19 protein-coding genes and 1 pseudogene are annotated in these 18538 nt (G+C 63.9%); 8 read left to right on the top strand and 12 right to left on the bottom strand.

All coding sequences use genetic code 11. The features are described 5' to 3' along the window. Window positions 1–3: 3 nt before the first annotated feature. Window positions 4–705, top strand: a complete 702-nt coding sequence (rplA, locus tag AC2A04_RS17210) for a 50S ribosomal protein L1 (RefSeq protein ID WP_484213595.1) — start codon at window positions 4–6, stop codon at window positions 703–705. Between the two features lie 88 nt (window positions 706–793). Then, window positions 794–958 (top strand): hypothetical protein, encoded by a 165-nt coding sequence (locus AC2A04_RS17205; RefSeq protein ID WP_484213594.1) that lies wholly within the window; start codon window positions 794–796, stop codon window positions 956–958. Here the strand turns inward: AC2A04_RS17205 and AC2A04_RS17200 are convergent. The 4 genes from AC2A04_RS17200 to AC2A04_RS17185 are packed head-to-tail and all read right to left on the bottom strand — an operon-like array spanning window position 942 to window position 4517. Beyond that, on the bottom strand, window positions 942–1487 hold the full coding sequence (locus tag AC2A04_RS17200) for a hypothetical protein (protein ID WP_484213593.1): 546 nt from the start codon (window positions 1485–1487) through the stop codon (window positions 942–944). The two genes, AC2A04_RS17205 and AC2A04_RS17200, sit on opposite strands and share 17 nt — an antisense overlap. 1 nt (window position 1488) lies before the next feature. After that, complete coding sequence (locus tag AC2A04_RS17195; RefSeq protein WP_484213592.1) at window positions 1489–2193, bottom strand: peptidylprolyl isomerase; 705 nt, start codon at window positions 2191–2193, stop codon at window positions 1489–1491. Between the two features lie 4 nt (window positions 2194–2197). Then, window positions 2198–2959 carry a competence/damage-inducible protein A gene (locus AC2A04_RS17190; protein WP_484213591.1) on the bottom strand — a complete coding sequence of 254 codons (762 nt, stop codon included), beginning with the start codon at window positions 2957–2959 and terminating at the stop codon, window positions 2198–2200. 40 nt (window positions 2960–2999) lie between these two features. Continuing rightward, window positions 3000–4517, bottom strand: coding sequence for a flavin-containing monooxygenase (locus AC2A04_RS17185; RefSeq protein ID WP_484213590.1), 1518 nt, complete (start codon window positions 4515–4517; stop codon window positions 3000–3002). A gap of 86 nt (window positions 4518–4603) precedes the next feature. On the opposite strand from AC2A04_RS17185, the gene AC2A04_RS17180 reads away from it, so the two are divergent. The 3 genes from AC2A04_RS17180 to AC2A04_RS17170 all read left to right on the top strand — a co-directional run bounded on the left by AC2A04_RS17180 (window position 4604) and on the right by AC2A04_RS17170 (window position 7369). Continuing rightward, window positions 4604–5578, top strand: coding sequence for a magnesium and cobalt transport protein CorA (locus AC2A04_RS17180; protein ID WP_484213589.1), 975 nt, complete (start codon window positions 4604–4606; stop codon window positions 5576–5578). A gap of 75 nt (window positions 5579–5653) precedes the next feature. Next, window positions 5654–6346, top strand: a complete 693-nt coding sequence (locus AC2A04_RS17175) for a DUF47 domain-containing protein (protein WP_484213588.1) — start codon at window positions 5654–5656, stop codon at window positions 6344–6346. Window positions 6347–6370: 24 nt separating this feature from the next. Next, entirely contained in the window at window positions 6371–7369 is a 999-nt protein-coding gene (locus tag AC2A04_RS17170) for an anion permease (RefSeq protein WP_484213587.1), read from the top strand. On the opposite strand, the gene AC2A04_RS17165 is transcribed toward AC2A04_RS17170, so the two are convergent. Together AC2A04_RS17165 and AC2A04_RS17160 are read right to left on the bottom strand one after the other, a co-directional pair. Beyond that, the gene (locus AC2A04_RS17165) at window positions 7370–8134 is read right to left on the bottom strand and encodes a DUF1365 domain-containing protein (RefSeq protein WP_484213662.1); all 765 of its coding nucleotides are present in this window, start codon (window positions 8132–8134) and stop codon (window positions 7370–7372) included. Further along, window positions 8134–9450, bottom strand: coding sequence for an NAD(P)/FAD-dependent oxidoreductase (locus AC2A04_RS17160; RefSeq protein ID WP_484213586.1), 1317 nt, complete (start codon window positions 9448–9450; stop codon window positions 8134–8136). Before AC2A04_RS17160 ends, AC2A04_RS17165 begins: the two co-directional genes overlap by 1 nt. Window positions 9451–9574: 124 nt before the next feature. Here AC2A04_RS17160 and AC2A04_RS17155 point away from each other — a divergent pair, with 124 nt between their 5' ends. Both AC2A04_RS17155 and AC2A04_RS17150 read left to right on the top strand, forming a co-directional pair. Continuing rightward, window positions 9575–10597 (top strand): SAM-dependent methyltransferase, encoded by a 1023-nt coding sequence (locus AC2A04_RS17155; protein WP_484213585.1) that lies wholly within the window; start codon window positions 9575–9577, stop codon window positions 10595–10597. 71 nt (window positions 10598–10668) lie between these two features. Next, complete coding sequence (locus AC2A04_RS17150) at window positions 10669–12288, top strand: M20/M25/M40 family metallo-hydrolase (protein ID WP_484213584.1); 1620 nt, start codon at window positions 10669–10671, stop codon at window positions 12286–12288. A 52-nt stretch (window positions 12289–12340) separates the two neighbouring features. On the opposite strand, the gene rimO is transcribed toward AC2A04_RS17150, so the two are convergent. After that, the gene (gene rimO / locus AC2A04_RS17145) at window positions 12341–13747 is read right to left on the bottom strand and encodes a 30S ribosomal protein S12 methylthiotransferase RimO (protein WP_484213583.1); all 1407 of its coding nucleotides are present in this window, start codon (window positions 13745–13747) and stop codon (window positions 12341–12343) included. A 101-nt stretch (window positions 13748–13848) separates the two neighbouring features. Here rimO and AC2A04_RS17140 point away from each other — a divergent pair, with 101 nt between their 5' ends. Continuing rightward, window positions 13849–14259 carry a DUF1761 domain-containing protein gene (locus tag AC2A04_RS17140; RefSeq protein WP_484213582.1) on the top strand — a complete coding sequence of 137 codons (411 nt, stop codon included), beginning with the start codon at window positions 13849–13851 and terminating at the stop codon, window positions 14257–14259. On the opposite strand, the gene AC2A04_RS17135 is transcribed toward AC2A04_RS17140, so the two are convergent. The 5 genes and pseudogenes from AC2A04_RS17135 to AC2A04_RS17115 form a co-directional block, all read right to left on the bottom strand. Beyond that, window positions 14256–15302 (bottom strand): potassium channel family protein, encoded by a 1047-nt coding sequence (locus AC2A04_RS17135; RefSeq protein WP_484213581.1) that lies wholly within the window; start codon window positions 15300–15302, stop codon window positions 14256–14258. The two genes, AC2A04_RS17140 and AC2A04_RS17135, sit on opposite strands and share 4 nt — an antisense overlap. Next, complete coding sequence (locus AC2A04_RS17130) at window positions 15302–16051, bottom strand: peptidoglycan DD-metalloendopeptidase family protein (protein ID WP_484213580.1); 750 nt, start codon at window positions 16049–16051, stop codon at window positions 15302–15304. Before AC2A04_RS17130 ends, AC2A04_RS17135 begins: the two co-directional genes overlap by 1 nt. Further along, window positions 16051–17331 (bottom strand): serine--tRNA ligase, encoded by a 1281-nt coding sequence (gene serS / locus AC2A04_RS17125; protein ID WP_484213579.1) that lies wholly within the window; start codon window positions 17329–17331, stop codon window positions 16051–16053. Before serS ends, AC2A04_RS17130 begins: the two co-directional genes overlap by 1 nt. A gap of 45 nt (window positions 17332–17376) precedes the next feature. Continuing rightward, entirely contained in the window at window positions 17377–17595 is a 219-nt protein-coding gene (locus AC2A04_RS17120) for a YgaP family membrane protein (RefSeq protein ID WP_484213578.1), read from the bottom strand. A 66-nt stretch (window positions 17596–17661) separates the two neighbouring features. After that, a pseudogene (locus AC2A04_RS17115) lies at window positions 17662–18444 on the bottom strand (acyl-CoA dehydrogenase family protein). Window positions 18445–18538 lie beyond the last annotated feature (94 nt).

The raw sequence follows: 18538 nt of genomic DNA, 5'->3' as shown, positions 1-18538 counted from the left end.
CACATGGCCAACCTGACCAAGAAGCAGAAGTCGCTCGCCGAAAAGCTGGGTGACAACCAGAAGCTCTATGCCGTCGATGACGCCATCAAGCTGCTCAAGGACCTCAAGAGCGCCAAGTTCGACGAGAGCCTCGAAGTCTCGCTGAACCTCGGCGTCGATCCGCGCCACGCCGACCAGATGGTCCGTGGCATGGTCGTGCTGCCTTCGGGCACCGGCAAGGACGTCAAGGTCGCCGTGTTCGCCCGTGGCGACAAGGCCGAAGCGGCTCTGGCCGCTGGTGCCGACAAGGTCGGTGCCGAAGACCTGCTGGAAGACATGCAGAACGGCAACCTCGACTATGGCCGCGTGATCGCGACGCCCGACATGATGGGCATCGTCGGCCGCCTCGGCAAGGTGCTGGGTCCCAAGGGCCTGATGCCGAACCCGAAGCTCGGCACCGTCACCCCGAACGTCGCTGATGCGGTCAAGGCAGCCAAGAGCGGCCAGATCGAATTCCGCGTCGAAAAGGCCGGCATCATCCACGGCGGCATCGGCAAGCTCTCGTTCTCGGACGAAGCGCTGCGTGCCAACTTCGACGCTTTCGTCGATGCGATCGTCAAGGCGAAGCCTGCCGGCGCCAAGGGCAAGTACCTGCGCAAGGTCGGCCTGTCTTCGTCGATGGGTCCCGGCCTGAAGATCGACGTTGCCCAGGTTCACGCCGGCTGATCCAGCCAGTGCTGACTGAAAAAGAAGGCCGGGGAGGGAGACCTCTCCGGCCCTTTTTCTGTCCGCGCCACTCGTCTAGGAGCGGGGCATGTCAGATCCCGAAGCGTCCCAGAACCCGGTCACGATCGCCCGCCTGCAGGTCGAGGCGGTGATCCCGCCCGAAAAGCGCGGGCCCGGCTGGGATCGTCACTGGCGCGAACTCGAACACTACGCCGAAGCGGCAATGGACTGGACGGTCAACCCGCGCGATTGAGGTTGGCGCGGGTATAGCATTCGACGACGAAACTGATCGCGCGGCCATCTGCAAGGCGCAGCACGCCGCGATGCGAGAGGACGGTGCCAGTGGGGCATTCGGCACTTTTCCCTCGCACCGAGCCCAGCCGTTCACGCCGGAAGTGGAGCGGCGCAACCACCTTGCCGAACGGCATGTCGGTTGTCTCGAGAGTCCGGTTCATGTCGGGCGTCAGGCGCGACGGAACGTACCAGTTCTGTGCAACCGACAGGACCGTGTCGCCGCAGGTGAGCCGCACGTGGCGATAGGCAACCGGCTCGTCCGCAGTCACGCCAAGCTTGCCGCGGGTCGCAGGCGACGGTGAAACGCTCGCCGCGCGGTCGGCCTGGGCGCGGATGGTCGGAGGCTGTGCGATCTCCTTGGCGGCGCACCATTGCCCCAGCGCGGCTGTAGCGCTGTCGTTGGCAGCCAGCGTTCGTTCAAAGCGCGGCAGGTCCGCCCCGGCACAGCCTGACAGCGCGAGCGCGCCGGCCAGGGTCAAGCGCCTCACGTCAGGGTGCTGGCGCGGTCGCCGGGACGGGATCGGGAAGGCGCCGGGCGGTCAGGATCTTGACCGGCTGGGCCAGTATCTGCCCGCGCATGATACCTTCGCCCTCGGTCTCCGAGATCGGTGCGGCAAAAATGGCCCTGACTACGTCCATGCCCTCGACCACTTGTCCGAAGGCTGCATAACCCGCCTTGGCTTCAGGGTCGGACGAGTCAGGCTGCGCATCCAGCCCCGGCTGGTCCGAAACCATGATCGAGAAGTCGCCCGTGGCCGTGCCGGGGGCATAGCGCGCCATCGACAAGGTGCCAGCCTTGTGCAGGATGCCCGTCTGGTCGGTTGGTTCGTGGGCTATCGGGGGCAGGTTCCGGCGCGGATCGCCGCGCGTGCCGCCCTGGATCAGGCCGTTGGGTTGCTCGCCCCACTTGAGGTGCATCGCACGGTACAGGACCGTGCCATCGAACCGCTTCGTTTCGGCATATCGGACGAAATTGGTGGCGCTGGCAGGCGCCCGCTTCACGTCCACCTCGACCACGATCGGCCCCATCTCGGTGGTAAGCGCGATGCGCACCTTGTCCGGGAGCGGGGCCTTTGAAGGAACGGCATAGCTTGGCAGCGCAGGACGGGCTGGCGCAGCGCGCTTCTTCACCGGCGTTGCGGCCATCAGCAGCATGGCAAATGGCGCGAGCAGAGCTAGGCGTCGATCGAGCATCGGTTCAGATCCCGCCTGCGACCGGAAAACGTCCCATTGCCGCGAGACCCTTCTCGAGAGCGTGGGCGCAGGCCTTCAACTGATCTTCGCTGACCGAACGGATCACGAAATTCGCGCCTGTCTTGCCTTCGCGGAAGAAGGGATAGCTGCCGATCTGGCAGTCCTCGAAGGTCTTCTCGGTCTCGCGCAGCAAGTCTGCAATCTCGCTTTCGGCAACCCAGCAGCCGATCGTGGCCGAAAGCAGTTGCAGTCCGCCTTCCAATGTCCCGGTCAGTCCGTCAAGCATCTGCGCGGTTATGCCCGGCACTCCTGCCATCAGGTAGACGTTGCCGACACGGATGCCCGGAGCGCCCGACACCTTGTTCTCGATCAGGTCCGCGCCTGCCGGTACGCGCGCCATGCGCAGGCGCGCATCGTTGAGGCCGCCGCGCGTGGCGTAGTAGCTCTCGAGAATCGCCCGCGCCTTGGGATGGACCACAACTTCCACGCCCAGTGCCTCGGCCACCGCGTCGACTGTGATGTCGTCATGCGTCGGGCCGATCCCGCCGGTAGTGAACAGATAGTCGTTGCGGGCGCGAAGCGTGTTCACCGCTTCGATGATAGCTTCCATCACATCGGGCACCACGCGCACCTCGCGCAGGCGGATGCCCTGCACGCCAAGCCAGCTCGCAACCTGGGCGATATTCTTGTCCTGCGTGCGGCCTGAGAGGATTTCGTCGCCAACGACGATCAGGGCGGCGGTCCAGATGCGGGATTCGCTGGTCATGGGGCGCGAGCGTAACGCATCGCACCCTTGTGCAAAAGCGCTATTGCACGGGTTCCGCCTGCACCTTGTGCTGCAATGCCGCACGGGCCTTGCCCAGTTGCAGGACACCGTCCTCGATCGGGTCGTCGCGCATCCACACGCGATCGCGCACGTAGTCCTGATTGAGCCGCCAGCGCATGTCGCTCGCGCTCTTGGGCAGGAGATGCCGCGCGCGGTTGATGTAGCCCGACGAGAAATCGTAGATGTTGTCCTCGTCGAGGCCGTGATTGGGCGCAAGCCGGGGCACTGCGATGTCGCTGCCGTCGGCCTTCATCGCGTTCAGGACGTCGCAGACATAGCGCGCGTTGATGTCGGCACGCAGCGTCCATGAGGCATTGAGATAGCCGAACACTGCCGCCAGATTGGGCACGTTCGAGAACATCGCGCCCTTGTAATAATAGCGATCCGCGAAATCGACCGGCACGCTGTCCACACTGATCGCGATGTTCCCTGCCATGACCATCTTGAGGCCGGTTGCAGTCACGATCACGTCGGCATCGAGGTGCTTGCCCGACTTGAGCTGGATGCCGGTCGCATCGAAGCGGTCGATCTGGTCGGTCACGACGCTCGCCGTCCCGGCCTTGATCGCTTCGAACAGGTCCGCATCCGGCACCAGGCACAGGCGCTGCTCCCACGGGTTGTAGGGCGGGGTAAAGGCCTTGGCGTCATACTTGTCGCCCAGAATGCCCTTCAGGCGGTTGGTCAGGAATTCCCGGACCTTCTCGGGCCGTTCGCGCGCGCGCTTGAACAGCAGGTTCTGCATCTTGACGTTCTTGAACCGGGTGATGCGATAGGCAAGTTCCTCGGGCAGGATCTTGCGCAGAAAGTTGGCGATCGCGTCCTTGGCGGGGCGGGTGATGTACCAGGTCGGCGTGCGCTGGAGCATCGTCACGTGCGCGGCCTTGTCGGCCATGGAAGGCACGATTGTGACGGCGGTGGCTCCCGATCCGATCACGACCACGCGCTTGCCTGTATAGTCGAGGTTCTCGGGCCAGAACTGCGGATGGACGATCTCGCCCTTGAAATCCTCGCGTCCGGCAAAGTCGGCTTCGTATGGCTTGTCGTAATCGTAGTAGCCCGCACCGAGATAGAGCCAGCGCGCGGTCAGCCGGCTGCGCTGTCCGTCGCCCCCTTGCGTCGTGACAACCCAGTGCGCGGCGGCGCTGTCGAAATCGGCGCTCAGCACCTTGCTGTCGAAACGGATGTGGCGACGGATGTCGCGTTCGTCGGCAATGTGGTTGAGATAGTCGAGGATGGCAGGACCGTCCGCGATCGATTTTTCGTGCTTCCAAGGCTCGAAGATGAACCCCAGCGTGTGCATGTCGGAATCCGATCGCACGCCCGGATATCGGAAAAGGTCCCAGGTGCCGCCGATCTGGCCGCGACGCTCGACAATCGCGAAGCTGCGGTCGGGGCAAAGCATCTTCATGTGCGCGGCCATGCCGATGCCCGAAATGCCTGCACCGACGATCAGGACATCCACGTCTGCCGTGGTTGCAATGGACTGCTGAACGCCCAAGGTCTCTCTCCGTCTTCTATTTACAGAAATGTTAGCACGTCTTTGCGCGATTGCGAGTCCGTTTGCACTTTGCCACTGGTGTAAGCATGACCCTGATCGCAGCACGCCGCTACAGCCACGGAACCGCGCATGATGAAGCGATCATGCTTGATGGCACGCCCGCGCCGGAATTGCCCGCGCACACCTTCGACTGGATCGGCCTGTGCGAGCCGAGCGCGGCGGAGATGGATCTGGTCCGCCAGCAGTATGGCCTGCATCCCCTTGCCGTGGAGGACGCGCTCAATCCGCGCCAGTTGCCCAAGGTCGAAGTCTACGGGAAGACGCTGTTCGTTGTTGCGCGCACGGCCGACCTCATGCTGGGCGAGGAGATCGTCTACGGCCAGACTGCATTCTTTGTCGGGCCTGGCTACCTGATCAGCGTTCGCTTCGGCAGCACGCGCGCGCATTCCGAACTGCGCGAACAGCTTGAGACGCAGGCCGAGCGCATGGCCGAGGGTTCGGACTACGTGCTGCACGCCGTCCTCGACTTCATCGTCGATGGCTACCTGCCGTTGCTCGACGGGCTTGAGGACATTGCCCAGCAGATGGAAGAGGCGGCGATCGACGTTTTCCCCGAGCAGTCGGTCATCCGCCGCATCTTCCGACTGCGCCGCCAGCTTCGCCGGTTCGAACGGGTGATCGGTCCGATGGAGGAAATGGTCGAGCGGCTGGTCGTTGCCGATCTGCCCTGCATCGATCCTGCTGCGCGCATCTGGTTCCGTGACGTGCTCGACCACGTGCGCCGTGCGATGGCGCGGATGCGCGGCCTCAAGGAAACGCTCGCCGCCATCGTCGAGACCGCGAGCCTGCTCGAACAGCACCGCCAGGGCGAGATGACGCGTTCGCTCGCGGCTTGGGCAGCGATCCTTGCCGTGCCCACCGCCATTGCCGGAATCTACGGCATGAATTTCGACTATCTGCCCGAATTGCGCTGGCATTACGGTTACTTCGCTGTCTGGGGCGTGATTGTCACGATCTGCGGCGGTTTGTGGCTGCGATTCCGCAGCATCGGCTGGCTCTAGCCCGCGATGTGGACAACATCCGCGAGCAGGATTGTTACGGTTTCGTGACTGCCCTAGGCCGACGGCACCGGAGCCGTGAGTCGCCCCGGCAAGCATAACGGCAACACGGGAAGCTTTGCGATGTTCGGCTGGTTCCAGCGTCTCCTGCCCAAGACGGGCGACTTCTTCGGCATGTTCGAGCGCCATGCGGCGGCCTGCGTCGATGCAGCCGATGCCCTGGCCAAGCTGACCCGTTCGCAGGGCGATGCCGCGCAATGGATCGGCCGCATCCGCGACCGCGAACACGACGCGGACGACGTCATTCGTGAAGTCCTGTTCACCGTGCGCCGCACTTTCCTCACGCCGTTCGACCGCGGCGCGATCACCTCGCTGATCGGCGCGATGGACGATACGATCGACGAGATGCAGGCCGCAGCTTCGGCCATCGAACTCTACGAGATAGCCACATTCGAGCCTGAAATGCAGGCCATGGCCGACAAGATCGTCGAGGCAGTGAACCTGATCGCGCAAGCTATTCCGCTGCTGCGCGATGTCGAGCGCAACGGCGGGCCCCTCCACAAGCTGACCGAGCGCATCGTCCAGCTCGAAGGCGAGGTCGACCTCATCCACCAGGCGGGCCTCAAGGCCAATTTCCAGCGCCATCGCACCGATGGCGACATGGTCGCCTTCATCGTCGCGCGCGAGATTTTCAAGCACCTCGAGAAGATCGCCGACGCCTTCGAGGATGTGGCGAACGAGATCGACGCGCTGGTCATCGACCACGCCTGACGGCTTTGGCCAGGAGCATTCCCGATGCACGAGATCGCCTTTCCGCTGCTGGTCGGCCTGATCGCGCTGGCGCTGGCGTTCGACTTCCTCAACGGGTTGCATGATGCCGCCAATTCGATCGCCACGGTGGTCTCGACCCGGCTGATCTCGCCGGTTGGCGCGGTGGTCTTTGCAGCAGCCGGCAACTTTGCCGCCTACTGGCTGGTCGGGCTTCACGTGGCCGACACGATCGGCAAGGGCATCATCAACAAGGACATCGTCACCCCCGCAGTCGTGTTCGGGGCGCTGGTGGGCGCGATGTTCTGGAACGTCGTGACTTGGGTGAAGGGCATCCCCTCCTCATCGAGCCATGCGCTGATCGGCGGCCTGCTGGGGGCGGGCGTGATGCATGGCGGCCTGGGCGCCATCGAATCCAAGAAGACGATCGAGACCTTTTTCGCGATCTTCCTGTCGCCCACCATCGGTTTCGTCCTGGCGATGACGTTCGTCCTGCTGACGAGCTGGCTGTTCCGGGGATTCCAGCCGCGCCGCGCCGAGGGCATCTTCAAGGGCCTGCATCTCGTTTCGTCAGCAGCCTATTCGATCAGCCACGGCGGAAACGATGCGCAGAAGACCATGGGCATCATCACCGTCCTGCTCTATTCGACCGGTTATCTGAAGGGGGAATTCCATATCCCCGAATGGGTGGTGATCTCCTGTTATCTTGCCATATCGCTCGGAACGATGTCGGGCGGGTGGAAGATTATCAAGACCATGGGCACAAAGATCACGCGCCTCAATCACCACACCGGCTTCTGCGCCTCGTCGGCGGGATCGATCGTGGTGTTCGGGGCAAGCGCGCTCGGCATTCCTGTCTCCACCACCCATGCCATCACCGGCAGCGTGATCGGCACCGGCGCCGCCAGACGTGCCAGCGCGGTGCGCTGGGGCGTGGCGCAGCGCGTGGTCATGGCCTGGTTCATCACCATTCCGGCCAGTGCCAGCGTCGGCGCGGCCTTTTACCTGCTCACCAAGTTGTTCTGATCAGGTCCCGCGCGTAAATGCTGCTTCCGGAGGTGGCGGCTTGCGGAACAGGGGCACGCGCTTGAGCCATAGCTTGAGCGCTTCCCAATGGATGCCCGCCGTCACCTTGAGAGTGACCAGCGGATAGGACAGTGCAGATCGCAATAGGGCAGCGTCGGTAAGTTCTTCTCGCCGGGCGGTATGGATCGCCGATAGCAGGGGGCCTCCGGCATCGGAAACGATGATGCCGATGCCAAGCCGCTGGTCGGGCACATGAACGCGGAAGGCGTATGCCATGTCCATCGGCAAAAATGGCGAGACATGAAACCGCTTTTGCGCGCTCTGCCGTACTTCGCGGCTCGCCGGATCGGCCGCGATTACATAGCTGTGCCGTTCATCAAAAGTGTTCGAAACCTCGTAGATCACCGCCTGCAACGCGCCGTCGCGCGCATGACAGAACCACGTGCTCAACGGATTGAAGGCATAGCCCATCACGCGTGGCATCGTGAGCAGCCGGATCGCCCCGCCACCGGGCTCGATTCCAGCGCTGCGCAACAGTCCTTCAGCGTGGGCTCGCAAGGGCGTTCCGTCTCCCGCGCCGTAGTCACGGTCATGGAAGGCGAACAATCCGAAGCGATTGTGCGCAAACAGGCGCAGGCGCTGGGCGAGCGCCTCGATCCGGTCGATGTCGATCAGCACGTGCAGCACGCGGTATCGCAGCACATGGACGCGCGGACGCAGGCGGCGGTGGAGGACATGGCCCAGATAGAGCGCGCCGTCCTCCATCACGCCGGTTCAGGCGCGCGCGCCCGGTGCGTCACATGGATACGCCCGGATTCGTTCTCGACCTGCCATGGACGGCGCAAGGCCCCCAGTTGCTCGGCCACGGCCAGGCCTGCCTGAAGCCCATCCTCGTGGAAGCCTGCGCCGAACCATGCGCCGCAGAACCACGTTCGCCGCCTACCCTGCAGCGACCACAGGCGCGGTTGGGCAAGGCCCGCAGCCGTATCGAAAACCGGGTGGTGATAGATCTCGCGCCTATGGACCAGCTCCGGGTCGGGCTCGACCAGCGGATTGAGCGTCACGAAAAGCTCATTGTTTGTCGGCAGATGCTGCAGCCGGTTCATCCAATAGGTCACCGAAAGCTGGTGCTCATCGGCGCATCGCTCGGCCGCGTAATTCCATGCCGACCACACCTTGCGCCGACGCGGCATCAGTCGTGCGTCCGAATGCAGCACGGCCTCGTTTCTGCGATAGGGAAACGCCCCCAACAGCGCGCGTTCCTCGGCGTCATGGTCAACCAGCATGGCCAGCGCCTGATCCGCATGCGCAGCGATCACCACGTGATCGAACCGCTCAAAGCCGGCTCCGGCGTCGATCTCGACGCCATTTGCCAGCCGCCGCACCGCACGCACGGGCGAGGACAGGCGCACGCGATCGGCGAACGATGCGCTGATTCGCTTCACATATTCACGGCTTCCGCCCTCGACCGTGCGCCACATTGGCCGTTCGCGGAACTGCAGCAGCCCGTGGTTCTCGAAGAACCGCACGAAGGCTGCTGCGGGATGGTAGGGGATGTCCTTGACCGGGGTCGACCAGATCGCCGCTGCCATTGGATAGAGGTGATCGTCGCGGAATGCTGCGCCACAGCCCAGACCGTCGAGATAGGCCCCGAGGCCCTGCTCTCCCATATCGGGCAAATCGCGCGGCGCAGCCTTGTAGAACCGCACCAGGTCGCGCAGCATCGACCAGAAGCGCGGCGAAACCAGATTGCGCCGTTGTGCAAACAGACCGCGCAAGTCGCCGGAATACTCGAGCCTGCCGTGGTCGAGCGATACCGCAAAGCTCATCACCGTTTCGCGTGTCGGGACGTCAAGATGCTGCAGCAATGCGGTAAGGTTCGGGTATGTGCGGTCGTTGAACACGATGAAGCCGGTGTCGACGGGCACGCCACACGCTTCCACCGTATTGCTGTGTCCGCCAAGCCGGTCGGCCGCTTCGAACAGGGTCACCTTGTGGCCCTTGGAAAGCAGCCACGCGGCGGACAGGCCGGAAATTCCACTTCCGACAACGGCTATATCAAGCGCGCCTGTGCGGCTCATCGACACGAATTCCCCCTCGCACGGCCAGATGGCGGCGCTATCCCTACCGCTTCCTTGCCTGTTATAGAGCGCTCCCGTGCGGGCAGGTTGACACAAGTCACACCTGCGTGGCTAGCTTCCTTTCGTGAGCCTCCTTGCCCCTGCCATTGCGCTTGTCGAACGTGCCCCGTTGCCAGACTGGTTGACGCGCGCCGGCGTGGATTTCCTGTGCAACAAGCGCCGCCGAGCGCTTCATCGCGACAGGCCTGCCGTTGCCGTCTTCGCCGCATGGATGGCGCAGCGCCCCGTCGCCGAACATACCGAGGCGGCAAACGAGCAGCACTACGAACTGCCACCCCGTTTTTTCGAACTGAGCCTCGGGCCGAACGCCAAATATTCGAGCTGCTTCTATCCTGCGGGCAGCGAAACGCTGGAGCAGGCAGAACTCGCGGCGCTCGAAGCGACGGTCGAACATGCCGCGCTTGCCGACGGCCAGGACATTCTCGAACTCGGCTGCGGCTGGGGCTCGCTCAGCCTCTACATGGCAGCTCGCTTTCCGAATGCGCGCATCACCTCCGTCTCCAACTCGCGGCCGCAGGGCGAGCATATACGCGCACGCGCGGCCGAGCGCGGCCTGCCGAACCTGACGGTGCTCACCGCGGACATGAATGCCTTTCGACCTGACGGTCGCTTCGATCGCGTCGTCTCGGTCGAGATGTTCGAGCACATGGCCAACTGGCGCGAACTGCTGGGACGGATCCGAGGCTGGATCAGGCCCGAGGGTCGCCTGTTCCTCCATGTGTTCAGCCACGAGCGCTATCCCTATCGCTTCGACACCGCCGACAAGTCGAACTGGATCGCGCAGTACTTCTTCACTGGCGGGATCATGCCCAGCCACACCATGATCCACCAGTTCGCCGACCTGTTCGAGGTCGAGGCGGACTGGCGCTGGGACGGCACCCATTACGAACGCACCGCGCTCGACTGGCTGGCGCTGTTCGATGCCAACATCGGCGAGATCGAGCCAGTCCTGCGCAGCGTCTACGGCAAGGATACCCCGCTCTGGATTCGGCGCTGGCGGCTGTTCTACCTCGCCACGGCGGGCTTGTTCGGCAATCGCGAGGGGAGGGAGTGGGGCGTCAGTCACTGGCTGATGAAACCTGCATGAAAGCACTTGGCTTTCCTCGGGCGAATGGCAAGATAGTTGCCAGAGAAACCGACCCGGGGAGTTTTCCACGCATGAACAATCGTCTGCGCACGGTGGCCAGCGCCGCCGTCATCGCCCTTTGCCTTTCCGCTGCGCCGGTCGCGGCTGGCCCGGCAGAAGACCGCATGATCTCGCAGCTCCTCGACGAAGGCCTCAACCGGTCCGACGCGATGGAGACTGCATCGGAACTGATGGACCGCATCGGCCCCCGCCTGACCAATTCGGAGAACCACCGCAAGGCCGAGGAATGGGCCGTGGCAAAGTTCGCTTCATACGGTCTCAAGAACATCCACCGCGAGCCGTTCGAGTTCGGGCTCGGGTGGAACCTGAAGGCGTATTCGGCGGCGATGACCACGCCGCGCAGCCTGCCACTGACGGTGTTGCCGGTCGCATGGTCGCCGGCCACCGGCGGCACGATCAGTGCGCCTGTCGTCGTCGCGCCGATGAGCAAGGTCGAGAACTTCGACGCGTGGAAGGGCAAGCTTTCGGGCAGGATCGTGCTGGTCAGCCTGCCGGGCGATACGAGCGAATCCAAGGAACCGCCGTTCAAGCGCCTGTCGGCCGCCGACATCGCCGAGGATGACGTCTACACTCTCCCGCGCCACGATCCCGAAGCCACCGCCCTGCAGACCGCGCGGCGTGGCTTCCTGCGCAAGCTTTCGCTGTTCCTGAAGTCCGAAGGCGCGCTGGCCATGGTGCGCATGACCTACCGCGATGGCAAGCTGGTCCACGGCGAGGGCTACGACTTCACGCCGGGCGAAACGCTGGCATTGCCCGCGATCGACATGGCGCAGGAAGATTATCGCCGCTTGGTGCGTCTGGCCAGGACCGGAGCTGCGCCGCAACTTGCCATGAACATCGACGCCAGCTTCGATGAAATGGACCTGATGGCCGACAACGTCATCGCCGAAATCCCCGGGACCGATCCCAAGGCGGGCTACGTCATGGCGGGCGCACACTTCGACAGCTGGATCGCGGGCGACGGCGCGGCCGACAACGGTGCGGGCAGCGTCGCGGTGATCGAGGCGGCTCGCCTCCTGTCGAAGATGGGCGTCCGGCCCAAACGTACGATCCGCTTTGCGCTGTGGAGCGGCGAGGAACAGGGCCTGCTTGGCTCGAAAGCCTATATCGAGCAGCATCTTGCCACGCGCCCGGTCGATCCGGCGCTCAAGGGCATTGATAGCTACTCGGCATGGCGCAATGCCTATCCGATCACGCCCAAGGCCGGGTATGCCGATCTCAAGGCCTACTTCAACATGGACAACGGTTCGGGCAAGTTCCGCGGCATCTATGCCGAGGGCAACATCGGTGCGGCCTCGCTGCTGCGCGAATGGCTCGCGCCGTTCAATTCGCTCGGCGCGGACAAAGTCGTGATGAGCAAGACCGGCGGCACCGATCACGTCTATCTCCAGGCGATCGGTCTGCCCGGCTACCAGTTCATCCAGGACCCGCTCGACTACGAAAGCCGCGTCCACCATTCGAGCATCGACACGCTCGACCACATGCGCGCGGACGACATGCGCCAGGCGTCCGTCATTCTGGCGGGAATGCTGCTACAGGCTGCAATGAGCGACAAGGAGCTGCCTCGCTCGCCCATGCCGACAAAGCCGGATGCCACCGATCCGTTCAAGGTGCAGGACCCGAACCAGTAATATCGCCTGTTATCCCGCCACCTCATGCCGAGCGTGGCGGGACGGGCTTGGCTCAGCCAGCAATCACGCCGTAAAGGTCGTGGGCGTCGGCGTCTTCGATCAGCACTTGCGCAAAGTCCCCGGCCTTGAGGCTTGCGGGCACCTCGCGCAGATAGACCGCGCCGTCGATCTCGGGTGCATCTGCCTGTGACCGGGCCGTCGCGCCGATATCGCCGTCCTCGTCGGGCTCGCCCACTTCATCGATGATCACCGGGATCGTGCGGCCGATCTTCGCGGCAAGCTTGGCCGCGCTTATTGCCTCGGTCTTTTCCATCAGGCGGGCGTAGCGCTCTTCCTTGATCGCTTCGGGCACCTGGTCTGGCAGGTCATTCGCCGCAGCGCCGGCCACCGGTTCGAAACGGAACGCGCCCACGCGGTCGAGCTGCGCTTCCTCGAGCCATTCGAGCAGATATTCGAAATCGGCCTGAGTCTCGCCGGGGAAGCCCATGACGAAGCTCGAACGGATCGCGATGTCCGGGCAGATCGCACGCCAGGCCTTGATCCGGTCGAGCACCTTGGCCTCGTTTGCCGGCCGCTTCATCGCGCGCAGCACGTTGGGGCTGGCGTGCTGGAACGGGATGTCGAGATAGGGCGTGACCAGCCCCTCGGCCATGAGCGGGATCACCGCGTCGACATGCGGGTAGGGATAGACGTAGTGCAGGCGCACCCACGGCGTTTCGCCTTCGGGAGTGCGCAGCTTGCCCAGCTCGCGCGCAAGGTCGGTCATGTGCGTGCGCACGGGGTTGCCCTTCCACATCCGCTCCTCGTGGCGCACGTCCACGCCATAGGCCGAGGTATCCTGGCTGATGACCAGCAGTTCCTTCGTGCCAGCGGCAACCAGCTTCTCGGCTTCGCGCAGCACCGCATCGATGCGGCGGCTGGCAAGCTTTCCGCGCAAGGACGGGATGATACAGAACGCACAGGCGTGATTGCAGCCTTCGGAAATCTTCAGGTAGCTGTAGTGGCGCGGCGTGAGCTTGACGTCGCCGGGCTCTGCCTGCGGGATGAGGTCGATGTAGGGCCCCATGCTCGGCGGCGCGGCCTCGTGCACGGCTTCGACAACGGCCTCATACTGGTGTGCGCCGGTCACCGCCAGGACTTGCGGAAAGCGCGCGCGGATGGCTTCGGCCTCGTTGCCCATGCACCCGGTCACGATCACGCGGCCATTCTCGGCCATGGCCTCGCCAATTGCGGCAAGACTTTCTTCCTTGGCGGAATCGAGGAAGCCGCAGGTATTGACCAGCACCACATCGGCGCCCGCGTAATCGGCGCTCATGGCATAGCCATCGGCGCGCAAACGGGTAAGAATCCGTTCCGAATCAACAAGGGCCTTGGGGCAGCCAAGGCTGACCATGCCCACCTTGGGAGCTTCGGGAATTTTGCGGGGGGGAATCTGGGTTGCCATCTCGGGGCGGCCCATAGGCCAATTTTGCCTGCGCGTCACGTGCGTTAGGCTGTGATTGCCAAGCGGGCTTTGCAGGCGTAGCAGATTGCGCTGCGGGGCGCGAGAGAAGGAACATCATGGGTCCGGTCAACTGGCTTGCCGTCGTCGTTGCAGTTTTCGCGGCCCTCGCCGTATCCGCCGCGTGGTACGGCCCGCTGTTCGGGCGTGCGCGTCTGGAGGTTGTCGGGCCGGGTGGCCTCGGCATTCGCCGCTCGCCCTGGCGCACGACGGCGATAACCGCCGCGCTGCTGCTCGTTTCCGCAACGATGATGGGCCACATGTTCGCGCGCGTCGGGCCTGACACCCTCGCCGTGAAATGGTGGCTCTATTTCATGATGTCGGGCGGGCTCGCCATCGCCTTCGTCATTCCCTCGCTATGGATCAGCTACACCCAGCAGCGCATCAGCACGCGGCTCGCTCTGATTGACGGCGGTTTCTGGATATCCGCCTATCTCGCGATGGGACTTGCCTTCTACCTGCTCGGCTAGGAAGGCGTCGGCACGATTTCGACGATTACGTCGCCCTGTTCGAGCCTGCCAGCCGCCTCTTCCCAAAAGCCGATCGCAGCACCTCTGCGGTAGATGCGCAGTCCGCGACCTTGCGTGGCAAGGGCTGAAAGCGGTTTGCCCACTTCATCCGCGCTGACTGGCCGCTCGACGAGCTGCACCCGCCCCTCGATCGAGGCGAGATCGGTAAGGTAATCGGCGACGTGCGTGCCGTGGGCTGAGCCGGCCAGCAGCAGGCCAGTGAAGCGCACAGGGTTGATCACGGTGCTGGCGCCCGCCTGCCGCGCCAGGCCTTCGTTGTCAGCTGCGCGAACCACAGTGCTGATCGGAATGCGAGGCGCGAGGTGCCGCGCGGTTAGCGTTATAAGGATCGATGTGTCGTCTCTGCCCGCCGATACGAGCACGGACCGGGCGCTCGCGATGCGGATGTCCATCAGGAGCGCATCGCGCGTCGCATCGCCGCTCATCACGTTGCAACCGATGCCGGCCGCCTCGGCCAACCGCGCCTCGTCGCGATCGACAACCACGATCCGCGCAGGATCGGTGCCGCGCGCCACCAGCTCGGCCACGGCCTCGGAGCCCGAAATGCCAAAGCCGAGCACCACGATATGGTCGGTCAGGTTCCTCTGGATCTGGGCCATGCGCCACCTTTCCCAACTGCGCTTGATGATGAAATTGTAGGCGGTGCCGACAAAGATGAAGAGAACCGCGATCCGGATCGGCGTGACGATGACGGCTTCGATGAGGCGCGATCGATCGCTGACCGGAGCAATGTCGCCAAAGCCCGTCGTCGTGATCGAGATCATCGTGAAATAGACGACGTCCAGAAAGCTGATCGTGCCGTCATGGCTGTCCTTGAGCCCGTCGCGGTCGATCCAGTGGACGAGCACGACGAAGCTGATCAGCGCGAATGCAGCGCCCAGCCTGATGCCCAGATCCGCCCAGACCGGAACCTTCAGCGCGCGCCGCAGCATGGTCCCCGGTGTGCGCCCGATCCGGCGCAGTCCAGGCAGGTTAAGCTGCATCACAAGCGCGGCGGCAGGTACAACTCGGGATCGCGTGGCACGTTGTTGCGGCGCAATTCGAAATGCACGCTCGGGCGGACGGCTTCGCCGCTCCGGCCCACCAGTGCGATGCGTTCGCGCGCCGTCACCACTTGGCCCTCCTTGACCGTCATCGTGCCTAGATAGGCATAGGCGGTGACAAAGCCTCCACCATGATCGATCAGTATAAGCTGTCCGAAGCGTTCCGGTTCCTTGCCAGCGTAGATCACCGTGCCGGCCGCCGCCGCGCGCACCTTGGTGCCATAGAGCGCGGCAAGGTCGATGCCGTTGGAAGGAATTCCCGAAACCTTTTCGCCGAAGTGCGAAATCACGGCGCCTTCGGTCGGCCACTGCATGCGCGGCGCATCGGATTCGCGCGGGGCAGGCTTGGCGCGCGCAGGCAAGGCCGGACGCAGTGTGGGGGCAGGGCGGGGCGTGGAGCGCGCGACCGGTGCGATGGGCGCTGCTCCGGGCGCGGGTGTCGGACTTGCTGTCGGCTTCGCGTATTCCGGTCGCCTAAGCACCTGCCCAATGCGGATCATGTAAGGACTGGGAATCGCGTTGGCCTCGCCCAGGGCCCTCATGTCCACGCCCCAGCGCCGAGCGATCTGGGCAAAGGTGTCACCCGGCTGGACGACGTAAGTCCAGGCGACGATGGGTGCGCGCCCGTTCTGTTGCGCTGCGACGGGTGCCGCCGCCAGCAACAGCACTGCGGCGGCAGCGCGCCGCATCAGGAGAGGGGCATGAGGCGGGTAAGCCCGCCCATGTAGGGATGCAGCACTTCGGGCACGTCCACCGATCCATCATCGCATTGATAGTTCTCGAGAACTGCCACCAGAGTGCGTCCCACCGCAAGCCCCGAACCATTAAGGGTGTGTACGTATTCGGTGCCTTTTGCGCCGTCCGGGCGGTAGCGCGCATTCATCCGCCGCGCCTGGAAATCGCCGCAGTTGGAACACGACGAGATCTCGCGGTACGCGCTCTGGCCCGGCAGCCAGACTTCGAGGTCATAAGTCTTGCGCGCGGTAAAGCCCATGTCGCCGGTGCACAGCAGCACCTTGCGATAGGGCAGACCCAGAGCCTGGAGAACGCCTTCGGCGCAGGCGGTCATGCGTTCGTGCTCGGCCTCGGAATCCTCGGGCCGCGTGATCGATACCAGTTCGACCTTCTCGAACTGGTGCTGGCGGATGAACCCGCGCGTATCACGCCCCGCCGCGCCTGCTTCGGATCGGAAACAGGGCGTCAGCGCGGTCATGCGCAGGGGAAGCTGGGCGTCGGCAAGGATCTGGCCTTGAACCGCATTGGTCAGGCTGACTTCGGCGGTGGGGATCATCCAGCGTCCGTCGGTGGTCTTGAACAGGTCCTCGGCAAACTTGGGCAGCTGCCCCGTGCCGAACACCGCCTCGTCCTTGACCAGCAGCGGCGGAATGCATTCGAGATAGCCGTTCTCTCCGGTCTGGCGATCGAGCATGAACTGCGCGAGCGCGCGATGCAGCCGCGCCATCCCGCCCTTCAGGAACGTGAACCGTGCGCCAGAAATCAGCGCGCCGGTCTCGAAATCAAGGCCGAGCACCGGGCCGAGATCGGCGTGTTCCTTTGGCGTGAACGCGAATTCGCGCGGGGTGCCCCAGCGGCTGACTTCGACATTGTCCGCCTCGTCCGCACCCTCGGGCACGTCGGCGGCAGGCAGATTGGGCCAGGCGGCAAGCGCGGCGTTCTGCTCGGCGGTCAGCCGGCGTTCGTCTTCCTCCAGCTCGGGCAGTTCGGTCTTGATCGCGGCGACTTCGGCCTTGAGCGCCTCGGCGGTGTCCTTGTCGCCCTTGCCCATGGCCGCGCCGATCGCCTTCGATGCCTCGTTGCGGCGCGCCTGCACCTCCTGCATCCGCGTGGCGATGTCGCGGCGGCGCGTATCGAGTGCGAGGATCGACTGCGCTACCGGTTGCACCCCGCGGCGGGCGAGGGCGGTGTCGAAGGCTTCGGCGTTTTCGCGGATCAGGCGGATGTCATGCATGGGCGCGGCTATGCCGCCTCGATCCGCACGTGGCAAGACGCCGCGCTACGGGCGCGGACAGCTGTTCAGCCCGATCAGCGAATAGAGCGGGCAAGTGCGCAACAGCCCGGTGAGCAACGGCACCAGCCCCACATAGCCCCAAGGCGTCTTCGGCCCGACGAAGACCAGCGCGAGCAGCACTAGCCCAACCACGATGCGCAGTACGCGATCGATACCGCCGACATTGGTCTTGAACATGACCTTTACCTCCATCTGAAAGGTCACACTTGCCGAGCTATATTAGAAGATCCTTGATCTCGCGCAAATAGCCGGACCTGGAAGAAAACCGTTCTAGATTGCGCCTCGGAATTCGCGCAGCATATGCTTTGCGATCGGGAGTTGCAGGATCTGCGTTGTGCCTTCGTAGATGCGATAAATCCGGGCATCCCGAAAGAACCGCTCCGCATCGTATTCAGCCAGATATCCCGCACCGCCATAGATCTGGACGCAGCTGTCGCCTGCCCTGCCGGCTCTCGTACGGCAGATGGACATCGTCGAGGACGATATCGGATATATGGCTGCCGGCCTGATCCATCTTCTTGTCGGACTTTCCGATCGTGATGCCGGGCGTTTCAAGCGGAACGATAAACGCAGACACATGCGCATTTTTCGGAAGGTTTTCCTTCGTGGTTCGCGCCATAACCAGCGCCACGCTCGCTGACGGGGCATTGGTGATGTAACGCTTCGTGCCATTGAGGATCCAGCCGCCCTCGGCTTCTACGGCAAATGTCTGCAGGCCAGCGGAATCCGAACCCGATCCCGGTTCCGTCAGGCCAAAGGAAGCGATTTTTTTTTGCTCGCGATGCGCGGCAGCCAGATGGCTTTCTGTTCGGCAGTTCCGCCATTCTTGAGAGCCGAGCAGAACATGCCGATGTTCATTCAGATAATCGACCGAAAGGCGGGCATGGCGTAGCTGCGAGCATGGATCGAGCGGATGTATTGCTGCACGTTCAGCCCGGCTCCACCGTATTCTTCGGGTACCGTGAGACCGAACAGACCGAGTTCCCGCAGTTCCTGCAGGATATCGTCAGGAATTTTGTCGGTTTCCAGGACGTCGCGTTCGGCCGGCAGCAGGCGTTCGCGAACATATGGTCTGAGCCCCTACCTTCCTCCACCTATGAGTGGAGCCGACGGCCCGATTGATGCCCATGCTTGGGCGTGATGACAA

The sequence above is a fragment of the Novosphingobium sp. HNCC26DJ243 genome, assembly GCF_057180545.1.
Note: the sequence above shows the minus strand (reverse complement) of the source record. Positions and strands in the feature narration are given on the sequence as shown.

What these genes read in the sequence shown, in the direction of transcription:
- AC2A04_RS17165 (WP_484213662.1), bottom strand. Translation starts at nt 8,134, where the DNA reads ATGGAGGACGGCGCGCTCTATCTGGGCCATGTCCTCCACCGCCGCCTG.
- AC2A04_RS17140 (WP_484213582.1), top strand. Translation starts at nt 13,849, where the DNA reads ATGGGTCCGGTCAACTGGCTTGCCGTCGTCGTTGCAGTTTTCGCGGCC.
- rplA (WP_484213595.1), top strand. Translation starts at nt 4, where the DNA reads ATGGCCAACCTGACCAAGAAGCAGAAGTCGCTCGCCGAAAAGCTGGGT.
- AC2A04_RS17150 (WP_484213584.1), top strand. Translation starts at nt 10,669, where the DNA reads ATGAACAATCGTCTGCGCACGGTGGCCAGCGCCGCCGTCATCGCCCTT.
- AC2A04_RS17195 (WP_484213592.1), bottom strand. Translation starts at nt 2,193, where the DNA reads ATGCTCGATCGACGCCTAGCTCTGCTCGCGCCATTTGCCATGCTGCTG.
- AC2A04_RS17130 (WP_484213580.1), bottom strand. Translation starts at nt 16,051, where the DNA reads ATGCGGCGCGCTGCCGCCGCAGTGCTGTTGCTGGCGGCGGCACCCGTC.
- serS (WP_484213579.1), bottom strand. Translation starts at nt 17,331, where the DNA reads ATGCATGACATCCGCCTGATCCGCGAAAACGCCGAAGCCTTCGACACC.
- AC2A04_RS17135 (WP_484213581.1), bottom strand. Translation starts at nt 15,302, where the DNA reads ATGCAGCTTAACCTGCCTGGACTGCGCCGGATCGGGCGCACACCGGGG.
- AC2A04_RS17190 (WP_484213591.1), bottom strand. Translation starts at nt 2,959, where the DNA reads ATGACCAGCGAATCCCGCATCTGGACCGCCGCCCTGATCGTCGTTGGC.
- rimO (WP_484213583.1), bottom strand. Translation starts at nt 13,747, where the DNA reads ATGGGCCGCCCCGAGATGGCAACCCAGATTCCCCCCCGCAAAATTCCC.
- AC2A04_RS17170 (WP_484213587.1), top strand. Translation starts at nt 6,371, where the DNA reads ATGCACGAGATCGCCTTTCCGCTGCTGGTCGGCCTGATCGCGCTGGCG.
- AC2A04_RS17205 (WP_484213594.1), top strand. Translation starts at nt 794, where the DNA reads ATGTCAGATCCCGAAGCGTCCCAGAACCCGGTCACGATCGCCCGCCTG.
- AC2A04_RS17180 (WP_484213589.1), top strand. Translation starts at nt 4,604, where the DNA reads ATGACCCTGATCGCAGCACGCCGCTACAGCCACGGAACCGCGCATGAT.
- AC2A04_RS17160 (WP_484213586.1), bottom strand. Translation starts at nt 9,450, where the DNA reads ATGAGCCGCACAGGCGCGCTTGATATAGCCGTTGTCGGAAGTGGAATT.